Source organism: Pseudobacteroides sp., assembly GCF_036567765.1.
In the GTDB taxonomy this organism is placed as follows: Bacteria; Bacillota; Clostridia; order Acetivibrionales; family DSM-2933; genus Pseudobacteroides.
Map to the genome: position 1 here is coordinate 1 of NZ_DATCTU010000119.1, position 12554 is coordinate 12554.

Sequence of the window (12554 nt, forward strand, 5' to 3'; positions counted from 1 at the left end):
GAATTAATACTATTACTGCTGCAATGCTGATTAGTGAAATTGGGGATATCAGAAGGTTTTCAAGTGCCGATAAAATGTGTCGGTACAGCGGAATAAGCCCGGTGGCCTGTTCATCAGGCGATAAGGACAAGAACTTTAGGAATAAGCAGGGCAACAGGCGATTGTATGAGATATTTAGGGATATTGCATCAAGGAATATTTGCAGAGGAAGAGATAAGAAAAGCCCGATAAATGAAACCTTTCTGGAATATTATAATAAGAAGATATCACAGGGAAAAACAAAGCGTCAGGCCTTAATTGCAGTAATGAGGCAGATTGCAAAGGTTATCTATTCAATGATGATTCATCAAAGGGAGTACATAAAACCAACAGTTTCCAAAACAGAAAATGCATGATAGTATATATATGAGCCTTGTTTTTACAGGGCTTTTATATATGCTGTCATGAAGATTAATTAATTTAAACTAATAACTTAACTATGAGGTATTATATGAAATTTGTATTAGGTGAGCCACCAAAAAACGATTTCACCCCTGAATTACATATGTGGAATGAATTAAAAGAACCTAAAAATGCACTTGTAGCACAGTTAATTGCATTGCCAATAGGAATCTTTTTAATTGTATTTGTTTATGTGCTAGCAATTATCATTACTAAATTTAGTGGCTTTAGTAAGAGTTTCTCCCATCCAAGTGAAATGATTCAATACTTAATTGCAATGATTATCATCATACCAATTCATGAAATACTACATGCCTGTGTTTTTCCAGAAGGCATAAAATCAAAAAATACAATATTGGGATTTTGGCCTAAAGCTTGTGCGTTCTATGGTCACTATGATGGCGAAATGTCAAGAAACAGATTTATTATTGTTTTCCTGTTGCCCTTAATATCTTTATCCGTATTTCCCATTATTGCTATGGGCATTTCAGGATATATTAATACATTTGTAATAAGAATATGCTTAGTAAATGCTTTTGCCGCTTGCGTTGATATGCTGGGGGTAATTCTATTCGCAACTCAAGTACCTAAAAATGCTGTAGTTAGAAACTTGGGTTGGAAAAGCTACTGGATAGTTAAATAAGGAGTTTGTCATTTATTATAAGACTTACAATAATAATTAATGACTTTCTTCTATATAATATAGCACATAACAAAGTGCTATATAAAATATAGCAACATATTACCTAATTAGGGCCACGGTGATGTCGTAGGTCTTACAGACGCAAGCGGTGCAATGGTCAATCGGTACCAATATGATGCATTTGGTAATACTGTTGAAGCAGTTGAGAAGGTGCATAATAGATTTAGGTATGCAGGTGAGCAGTACGATCAGGTTACAGGCCAGTATTATTTGAGGGCTAGATTCTATAACCCGGTTGTAGGAAGGTTCACACAAGAAGACACTTACAGAGGTGATGGTTTAAACCTGTATGCATATGTAAGTAACAATCCGATAAATTATGTCGACCCAAGCGGTTACGCTGGGTGTAGTACAAAGTCAAATACATGGAATGAGTTCCAAAAAGCGAATAAAGGAAAGCATGCATCTACTAAGGATGCAGCTGAAGTATACAAAAGATTAGTTACTGATCAATCGCCTTGGCCCGATGGATTTACACCAACTAATGATGTACTTAAGCCGAGAACACGGTTTGAAATGGCATTAGGCCCGGGCCAGCCAGTTACTACGCCTGGTAAGTTTGGTACATTTGATACAATAAAAGATGTGGATTTTGTTCGAAATGACCTTGCAGTAAAACAAGATTGGAAACCTGATCTTGATAGAGTTGTTACATATGAAGTTACAAAGGATTTACCAGTAAAACTTGGTCCTGTAGGACCTCAAATTGATAAACCTGTGGGTAAATATCTCCCAGGTGGTGCAAGTCAATTGGAAATGATGGTAGCTCCAGGAGATAGGATGAATCACCTCAAGGTAGTAAGCGTTAGGAATATATAACTTGAATAAACTAAAGGAATGATATAAACATGAAAATAGATAATTTCAAATTTGATAAGGATACAAACACAATCTCATTACGCTTGGATGAAAAACCAGTATCAATAACATGCCAACATTTACAAAATGCCTTACTATATAAAAAAGCAAATATTATACTAGCACTTACAGGAGAAGGAAATTTACCTTCAATTCTTGTAGGGTTTTCAGTTGAGGGTGATAAAAAATTTGAGGTTGGCCCTCCTGAAGGATTTTCATTTTACTATTTAGTTGACCATCCGCAAGCAGATGCAGTTGTAGTGTGCGTATCGGAGAAATATGTTGAGGGACGGACAGACTGGCACTTTTCTGTTGACATATCAAGTGGAAAGCTTTCAAGACTGTGTCCTGCGTATTAATAAGAAATATTATTAATCATAGTTATTCGAATAAATACAGTGTTAAAAGAAATTTAATTTTCATTCATGGCTGGATTCAGTGGCGTGTCCAGCTTTCTTGGTGTGTTTAAAATGCAACAGGCTTATTATCTTATATTTCTTCGGAGTCTCTCTGGAGGTACTGACGAAGTGAATCTGGGAAAGGCCCCCCACCCTTTAGTAAGGCTAGCGAAGCGGTGCTCTAGAACCTGCGGAGTTGCTAATAAGTATCTGAAAGTTACTTGTAGTAGGCTTGCAGAGCCAGTACAGGGAAAGCTAGCTATAAAAAACTTTTATAGCTAGCTTTCCCTGTGACTGTAAGTAAATTTATGTGTCTTTGCAGAAAATTTGTTTTTCAGTACTTCTTATTTGAAATTATAGGTGTAGCTGTTGTAACATATGTACCTGATACATATTGTAATTCCGCTGTATTATGGTAGTCAGAGCTATTATAGGAGCATATACTAAGGCATCTTGCAGCTACTTATATAATAGCTTATCAGTTACCCAGGAGTAATAGATTGATATACTGGCGTTGACTTTAAGTTACACAAATGATATACTATATAGGTAACCTTAGAGTTACGTTTTCTGTATCATCTTTAGTAATCGCATCAAATAAAAACTTTTTAAGGAGGTCAAAATTATGATAAGAGACTCGACTTAATAATTGTTGAATATTGACGAATATTGTTTTTCTTATTACAATACTTTATGGGAGTAATAATGTACTTATTTCTAAAAAATGTCATTTCGTAATATTATCTATAGCAAGTCTTAATACTTCCAAAAACTAAATTAATCTATATGGGGAGGAACAAAATGCTGAAAAGAAGACTAGTCTCAGCAATGCATCTTGCTGTGCTTATGACGGAAATAATTATAGGCTCGACAACAGCCTATGGTATAGAATTTCCAATTCCAGAAAAAATCGTAAGAACAACAAGCATACCAACTACCATCAGCTCAATGACGGATGAAATCAAGAAGAAAATACTAGAAGAGCTCGGCAAAATGCCATCACCTACACTGACGGTGTTATCACAAAATAAAACTGCCATAAGCTTTTTGTTTACTCATGGCAGTTTGTGTAATAAAACGTAACTCTAAGCATTTATAGTGCAGCTATTTTATACACTATACTTCGAATGTTTTGTTTTTTACAATACTTTCTATGCATTCTTTATCACATTCACTTAATTCAGACATTATTTCTATATACTTTTTAATTGACTTTTCTGAATTTAAAGCAAATAATGCAGCTACTGCAAGATGTCCAACGGTTTCAATACCAAATAATTTATTTTCTTTTTTCATATATATTTTTAATTTTGCCAATTTCTCTATAACTTCATCTTCTTTTATTCCTTTTCGAACTATTTTCAATATTGTATTACTTAAAACGTAATTATGTGGAATGTCTAAACATTTTATTAATTCTTCTTTGCTTAGCTTATCTTGCTGGATATCTTTTATTAAACTTAAATCACCCATAAATTCCTCTCTTTCTTAATATAAATATCAATATATCGGCATAATTCTAGATATTAAATCAAATCTTTCAGCTAGATAATTTTCCCATAACTGCTTTGATACTTCTTGTAATCCTAATCTGTCAGCCTCTTTAATTTCTTGCATATAAGCTCTTAATTCCCACATTATTCTTTCTTTAAAGTCTTCATACATTATTCTTCTGCCTGACCATCCACTAGCCATATCATCAAGAAAATGTTGATATTCATGCCTCAAAGCACTAAATGATGCATTCCTATCAATTATTATTTCTCCTGGAATACCCTGTGAACCAGGCGAGTATGCCATAGTTCCATTATCTGAATAACGCACTTTTCCTCCTGCTTGCTGAATTTTGCTTATAATGTCATTCCATTCATCTGGGTGAGAATGCAGACCTGCTCCTAATACATCCCTAAATGGATCAGCAGAATTCTTATTAAATACCTTTTTTGCCATCTTGGTTGCAATATCGTCAATTTCATCAAGTTTAGATGCATCAATTTGAGACTTAGGAATCCTGAACCTTAAGCCTTCCATTGTTTCAAATTCATAATAGTCTGTATATTTAAGAATTCTTTTTGCTTCTACAAATAAGTTCTCTACCTTAGTTGAAATAATGTTTTTTACCATGCCTACATATCCAGCTGCTGACTTCATAGCTTTAGCTACATCAGATGCAACTGCACCAGGTTTAAAAGCCTTACTAAGAATGCTTGTTAGAACCTGTGCTTCTTTCAATTGTCCAATCATCTGTATTGCAACTTTAGCAACAGTAATTTCAGAAACAAAGAAAGTTAAAACAAATCCAATAGCTCTTCCAATTGTTTTTCCTTTTTCGTAGCTATCAGCTTTTGAAAATTCTTCTGCATATGCTTTAGCCATTTCGTATATCATTTTTACAAGAAGTATTTTTTCATTTGGGAAGTACGGCAGTGGTGTTAACGCCGCCTTGTACAAAAAGCTTATACCATTTGCTGCTGCCAGCGGATCCCTTACTACTGCCTGAATGCCTGAAAAAATTCCTGATACAGTTTCTGCTGGAGTGCCAATAATACCATCGAATATGCCACCTAGGATACCACCCTTATCTTCACCGGAGATACCGTATTGAAGTTGTAACCAGACGTCTTTCATTCCTAGAGTAGGTGATTGCCAGTTTCTCACCCTATCAGTTACATAAATAAAATTCATATAGTAATCTGAAGCACTCTTACATTTTTCCTTATTATTTGGTGTTATTTTCCCATAAACAAGATCAATTTCTGGAGGACTTGGCATCCTCTTATACCATTCAAGCGGTGCAGGATTAAGATAAATGTTATCTTTAATAAGATCAAGATTAGTCCAATGTTTCAAAAATAATGCTTTATCCTCGAAAGACTTAAGTGCAGCATACGCATCCCATAATTTTGATGCTTCAATAAAATTTTTAACTGCAGTATTAAAGTTATTGTCCCAGTATGCATCCAATTGACCTGCACTATTCCTAATATTTGTTACTACAAACCTCCCTCCACCATTATACAATGCAGTATTAGGACTCATCAACTTTTCCATATTCTGCTTGGTAGTAACTAAATCTACAAGTCCCTGAGTTACTCTCAAATAATTGTCTACAGCCCATCTTATATATCTAACCTGTGCATAACACTTACTTTCAATATTTGTCATACGTGATATAACAAGATTTTCCGGCTGTTGTCCAAATCTGGAGATTGTAACAAATCCATCTTTATAGCCAATTGTATATGTTCCGCCAAGTTTATCCTTTAATCTGGCATCTATATATTCTCTTACTTTTACTCCTTCAGGCTTTACATTTTTTCTATCTAGCCAATACATTTTTCTATATTCGGTTAATTCAGTGGATGTTTTCAATCCTACATCTGTTTCATTCGGATTAGAATCCATAAATAGCTTCTTGAATCTTTCCACTGATGCTCTGGTAACATTTACATAACAACCAGTTGTCGCACCTTTATAAATTGTTCCGTCAGGATTTACCCAACATCCAAGTGCTTTTAAAACCTCCTGAAGTCTTGTTACATTTCCCATTGTCTTATTGTCATCATCTTTGTAATTAGCCAGATCAATGACTGAATTATCTGGAGTAAGGTAAATCTCATTATTTTGCTGGATATTAACAAGCTGTGATAGGGTATTATAAAATTGTGTAAGAGTAACTACTATTTCTCTATTGATGATAGTGCTGTTAGTGCTGTCAAAGGTTCCAGAATAATCGCCAATCGTAACCAATGCGGTATCACCAGTTCTTGTATAATCTCCTCCCCATTCAGCTACTAGATCTGTTAGGTATGCTTGACCAGGGGTTAAAGGTGTTTTTATTGTATCGCTTATACATATAGTGTACTCCCCAGTGCCATTTTCTTCATTATAATGACGGACAACCAGCCTATAATAAGCAGTTTCCTCTGGAGAAAAGGTAATATAGAAATTAGAGTCTTCGTCACTGTCATCATTTGAATCTAAAATCTCATATGAATAACCTCTTATATCTAAATATGTGTCTGTGTTGCCAGTGCTGTATATACAATAAGTTTTACCTTTTTCAAAAAAATAATTGTATGTATCAAAATCACCATCAAAATCAATCGAGCCATTGGCACTTGTATATAATGAATTTGATGGACTGAGAAAATGAATTTTTAATGTTTTGCTACAAGATTCATCCTCAAGTGAGGGTATCTCAATATCGATTGTACTTGGTAAAGAAGTTATTTCTTTGTAGATAGCACCTCCTACGCAACTTATATACACACTAGATAAATTTTCATTTTCTTTGGGCGTTAATGTATACTCAGTAGATTTTGGGTTAAAGAGAATGTCATGACAAGAACTTACATAAAGATTCTCAATATCATCGTATCGCATTATTCCAGACATTACGGGTGCATATTGAGGTAATACGTTTCCAATTCCTAATTGTCCTAATGTATTATCTCCCCATCCCCAAACTGTACCGTCATTTTTTAAAATCATTGTATGCAGGTCAAATATTGATACCTTTTTAACATCATTTATAAACTTTAGTTGTATAGGCGTGAAACCACCATAGTAGCGGTCTCCAATTCCAAGTCCACCAGTTATAGTATATCCCCATTCATATAAAATACCATCTTCTCTAATAGCTGCTGCATAATCTCGGCCAACAGAAAATTTAATAAATCGTTCACTTGGAGAACCTAATATCTGCGTAGGTATGCATATACCAACACCATCTTCTAATTGCATCCCAAGTAATCTATCTCTACTTCCCCATGCCCACAATGTTCCATCTTCCTTTAACGCAAACGAATTATCATCTCCTGCACCGATTGCTTTGATGTTCTGTAAATTAGGAATTTTTACGGGTAAATATTTCATATAATTATTTTCATCAGCAAACCCCTCAGAAATTCCCAATTGGCCACAGTAATTATTTCCAAACGCATATACATCTCCATTATCAAGTAAAAACATTGCATATCTATTGCCAGTGGCTATGTCTATTACTTTTCTATCAGGCGGTATTTCCTGTACCCTTACAGGATCAATTGATTCAAAGTAGTTGATGCCATTTCCAGTATAAGGTATAGTAGTATAATAATCCTTGCTGCTAACATATAATTTGCCGTCTTCTGTTAAATATTGCGTCACTTCGTAAAATCCCGATATTTTTTTGATATTAGCTAAATTAGGCACTTTTTCTACTGAAATGGTATCGCGATTAACTTTCCAGACAGTACCATCATTTTTAACTGCCAATAATCCAAGCTGACCTGTATAATAAATAGACTTTACATCAGACAAACCCTCAACCATAACCGGCGTCTTTTTAAATAGCCATGCTGTTCTATCTGACTTTAATGCTAAAGTGCATTGGTTTCCTGCGACAACATCAATATAATCTCCTGTATTTGGATAAATATTTATTGCATCATATCCTGAAGCATTAAAATGACCTGCCATAATTATAACATCAGCTATATTTATTACTTTATCCATATTCAAGTCATTCTTACTTGCAAATCCATCATCTGTAGATGTTTTTCCATAAGTCTTGGCAAGCTCAATTACATCAGACATATTAATTGCACCATCGCCAATAACTGCACTATTATTAGGATCAGTATTAATATCACCAGTCCACATCGCCACCGGTTCGTTTAAAGAACCAATTGTGATATTGGAGTTTATAGCTATAACTGAAGCATATCGTTTCAAATACCCAAGTTTACTTATTACTATTTTATAGTCCCCGCTAACTTCAGTTGAAAAGAGAAATTGAAAATAACCGCTTGGATCTGTCACTCCAGAGGCTGTTGTTCCTTCTATTTCAACTTTAAATCCAGCTTTAATATCTGAATTGCTCGAATTAACATCAGGTTTGATATAACCGCTTATTATATAATCTGAAAATGCTTCCAGCCTTACTCCCTTATCAACCTCAGCACTACTGCTGGTGACTGCTTGGGCATTTACAGGTAATTCCTCATTCACCACTAAAGTTTGATTCACATTACACTTTAAAGTATTGCCATACCAATCATAAAATGCTACTCCCTGTGTATTACCTGGCATTGATTGAGTGCTTTCAAACTGGATCTTTATTTGGTTCGTCTTGAGTACTTTAAATCTTACTATCGCCAAAGTACCTGTGCTTTCTGCTACACCATTTGCTCTATATCCATCAATGTTCATATAACAGGTTCCAAAATTCAGAATACCGCTATACAAGTTATTCATAGCACTTGGGAATGGTGAATACCTAGGATTTACCAGTATATTCCCATACATTGGATATGTGGAAACATCAAAAGGGGCATCAGTAAAATCTACAGGCATCAACACCGCAGGATCATACTTCAAGTTAACCTGATATCCTGCAAGGTTTGTGACTCTGTCTGCCCTGATGCTTACAGTTATGAAATCCCCCACATTCGCAGTGGACTTGTCCGATATCATCGATGCTTCACCAGCATTATCATCATAAACACTCAGTCTGTAGCTCTGGTTTTCGGAACTGCCCCAATAGGAATAAACCTTGACAAAATAAGTACCTGCTGCCAGCTGGCTTACAACCGACTCATCCGAATTACTTCCGGCAGTAGAACGTTCCACCTCTGTAAAATTGCCGTTTGAATATGTATATACCACTAAGTCATAATCCATACCGGAAGGTATATTTTGTAGCCTTATCCCTATATTTGTACTACTTGCCAATGAAAATTTGTAACAGTCAATATCATCCTGATTATCCAATGAAGCACTGATAGAGCTGTTAATACTTATCACAGGGTTATTCTGATTGTTAACATTATATATATCGTCATTAACTTCATACTGGTCTGGAGTATACACCCCTACTTTAAGCTCATATGTATCAGTTGAGCTTGAGCCTGTATAGGAATAAACCCTCACATAGTATTTTCCTGGAACTGTAATAATGGTTCCCAAGCTTTCATCCTGATTTCCTGAGCTATAAGATCCTCCAAGCAAGGAACCGCTGGAATTATAAACCTGCATGTCATAGTCACAGCCTGTTGGAATACTTTTCATCGTCATTGCCAGCTTGCCGACTTTTAATGTATCCAGTACAAACCAGTCTTCATCTGTGTTTATATTTATTGTAGGTGCTATTACAGTACTGTCCGACAGAGCTTTTGCTGTTTCCTTGCTGTCGTTTGGCTCAAAGCTATCTGGAGCCTTTTCCGCTGAGTACACCATGAGCTGATAGTTGTGATGGGCCGAGCTAGTATTGTATGTGTATGGCTGAATATCAATAAAATAAATTCCTGTTTTTGTGGCAGTAAAACTTATATTCTCATCATAGTTTGAGCCATTTACCGAATACCCTACATAGTTTAACACATCATCCAAAAGGCTTATATCATAGTCTTCTCCTGCTGCCATGCCTTTAAGGCTTATGGAGTATGTCTTTCCTGCTGTAAGGTTAATAGTATAAAAATCATGAGTAGTCCCATTGGCAGTACCGAAAACAGTACACTCGCCTATTGACTGAGCGGTTACTAAAGAGTGGTTTGAACCATTGTCCATTACATAGCTGAGGGTATTAACATCTTGTAGCCCAGACCTATATACAGATTCAACAATCGATAAAGGACTGACAGGCTCACCGCCCAAATCATTAATATTTGGACTTTCCTTAACAGCCGATTCGAAAATTCTTCCATCCTTGGTTGTAGAAACAACCTTACAGAAACCAAAGATTTGATCATTATCAAGCTTTAACATCACCTGATGCTTCGTAGTTAACTCTGGATATGATATTTTATTTTCCAATACTGCTTTGCTTCCATAAAGAACAACAGAATCTGCCTCAACCTCTGTTGTCCAGGAAACGGATACAAAATTCCCCTTCATCTTGTTGATGCTAAGGTTTTCAATTCCATTTTCACTAGCTGTACTGGAATTTCCTTTGTTAATAAGTGCATCAATAAAAAGATTGTTTTCAACATTCAGTGGTTTTTCAGTCTTACCTGTACCTATAAGGCTTGCATCATAAACATTTTGAGGCTCTTTTGACTTGTCTGTCGGTATTTGCGGAGTTGGAGTCTCTGAAGGCAAAGGATTGCTTTCATATTCCGGAGCCTTGTTTATCAGTGCCGCATAAGCATTGAGCCTTCCCGACGTTGAAACTTTTCCTGAAAGGCTTGTGGATTTGGTTGCGTTATTTAAAATCCTTTCCTTTATTTCAACAGCATTTAGTGATCCATCATTGCTTTTTATAAGTGCTGCTGTACCTGTTACAAATGGTGCTGCCATTGAAGTACCGCTTAAATATCCATATTTATTACCTGGAAGTGTACTTAATATTGATGAACCAGGAGAAGCAATATCCACCTTTGAGCCAAAGTTGGAAAACGTGGAAATCTGGCCTTTATTATCGTTTGATCCAACTGTAATCATATTTGGAAGATCATATGCAGCAGGGTATACAGGATTATTGTCAATACTTCTTCCTGCATTTCCGGCGGCAACCACAAATAGTATCGAGCTGTTTGTCATGGCATCCTTCAAGGCCTCGTTGAAATTAGGTCCACCCCATGATAAATTCGCAATGGTTACACCTATTTTCTGGCAGTACTCAATTGCTGAGATAGCATCGCTTGTGTAACCAGTATTTCCGCTGATAAATTTTAAAGGGATTAACTTTACATTAGGTGCCACTCCTACAATACCACTATTATTCATTCCGGCAGCAATTATTCCTGCGATATGGGTACCGTGAGTATCTTCGGACTCAGAGTCAAAGACATTATTGGTATTTGTTGTAAAATTCCAACCATTATAATCATTTAAATATCCATTTCCATCGTCATCCAAACCGTTCGCTTGTTCATTTGGATTCCTATAAATTGCACCTGCAAGATCAGGATGATTTATATCTACTCCAGAATCTATTATTGCTACCTTTACAGCATCTGAGCCTTTTGTTATAGTCCAGGCATTTACAGCATTTATGTCAACTCCAAGTATTCCGGTCTGACCATTAATAGTCTGTCCTGAATTCTTAAGAGCCCATTCATCTAAAAACATATCATCAGTAGGTTCACTCATAAGATCCAGCTTGTAATTTGGCTGTGCATATTCGACATTTGGGTCTTTTTTTAGTTCATTAATAGCATCACTCAACTGGGTTTCATCTGATACCTCTATGGTATCAAGCTTAAGCCGTTTGCTTGACTGATTGGACCTAAAAAGCACGTTTGGCTTTTTTGCCCTTAGCTTATTCAAGGTCTGATCCTTCTGGTTTAAATCCTTGTACTTTACAATTATTTCGGTTTTGTCTTTCTTCTTTTCGTTACTCTTCTGCAAATCAGCCAGACTTATTGATGCCTGTTGTTTTTTACCTTCAGTTGCAGCAGATGCAAACCTTGGTAATTCTTCGAATTTCTCAGGATTCTTCATCTTCTGTGATAACACCGTCGGTGTAGGTGATGGCATTTTGCCAAGCTCTTCTAGTATTTTCTTCTTGATTTCATCCGTCATTGAGCTGATGGCAGTTGGTATGCTTGTTGTTCTTGCAATTTTTTGCCGAATTGGAAATTCCATACCATAAGCTGTTGTCGAGCCTATAATTATTTCCGTCATTAGCACAGCAAGAAGCATTGCTGAGATTAGTCTTCTTTTCAGCATTTTGTTCCTCCCCTTATAGATTAATTTAGTTTTTGGAAGTATTAAGACTTGCTATAGGTAATATTACGAAATGACATTTTTTTAGAAATAAGTACATTATTACTCCCATAAAGTATTGTAATAAGAAAAACAATATTCGTCAATATTCAACAATTATTAAGTATTATTAAGTCGAGTCTCTTATCATAATTTTGAACTCCTTAAAAAGTTTCTATTTGATGCAATTACTAAAGATGATACAGAAAACGTAACTCTAAGGTTACCTATATAGTATATCATTAGTGTAACCTGAAGTCAACACGAATATATCAATCCATTACTCTCGGGTAACTGATAAGTTAGTATATAAGTAGCTGCAAGATGCCTTAGTATATGCTCCTATAATAGCTCTGACTACCATAATACAGCGGAATTACAATATGTATCAAGGTACATATGTTACAACAGCTAAACCTATAATTTCAAATAAGAAGTACTGAAAAACAAATTTTCTGCAAAGA

General features: G+C 35.6%; 6 protein-coding genes and 1 pseudogene. 5 read left to right on the forward strand and 2 right to left on the reverse strand.

Annotation, left to right across the window (positions count from 1 at the left end):
* The 5 genes and pseudogenes from VIO64_RS19685 to VIO64_RS19705 form a co-directional block, all read left to right on the forward strand.
* The coding region (locus VIO64_RS19685; protein ID WP_331921451.1) for a transposase at positions 1-395 on the forward strand (395 nt) is incomplete at its 5' end.
* A gap of 95 nt (positions 396-490) precedes the next feature.
* The gene (locus VIO64_RS19690; protein ID WP_331921452.1) at positions 491-1084 is read left to right on the forward strand and encodes a metalloprotease family protein; all 594 of its coding nucleotides are present in this window, start codon (positions 491-493) and stop codon (positions 1082-1084) included.
* 114 nt (positions 1085-1198) lie between these two features.
* Positions 1199-1483, forward strand: a pseudogene (locus tag VIO64_RS23170) (RHS repeat-associated core domain-containing protein); the annotation flags it as partial.
* Positions 1484-1992: 509 nt separating this feature from the next.
* Positions 1993-2361 (forward strand): hypothetical protein, encoded by a 369-nt coding sequence (locus VIO64_RS19700; RefSeq protein WP_331921454.1) that lies wholly within the window; start codon positions 1993-1995, stop codon positions 2359-2361.
* A gap of 840 nt (positions 2362-3201) precedes the next feature.
* Complete coding sequence (locus VIO64_RS19705) at positions 3202-3483, forward strand: hypothetical protein (protein ID WP_331921455.1); 282 nt, start codon at positions 3202-3204, stop codon at positions 3481-3483.
* Positions 3484-3516: 33 nt separating this feature from the next.
* Here VIO64_RS19705 and VIO64_RS19710 read toward each other — a convergent pair whose 3' ends face one another.
* Both VIO64_RS19710 and VIO64_RS19715 read right to left on the reverse strand, forming a co-directional pair.
* Entirely contained in the window at positions 3517-3873 is a 357-nt protein-coding gene (locus VIO64_RS19710) for a hypothetical protein (protein ID WP_331921456.1), read from the reverse strand.
* A gap of 27 nt (positions 3874-3900) precedes the next feature.
* Entirely contained in the window at positions 3901-12054 is an 8154-nt protein-coding gene (locus tag VIO64_RS19715) for a S8 family serine peptidase (protein ID WP_331921457.1), read from the reverse strand.
* Positions 12055-12554: the final 500 nt, after the last annotated feature.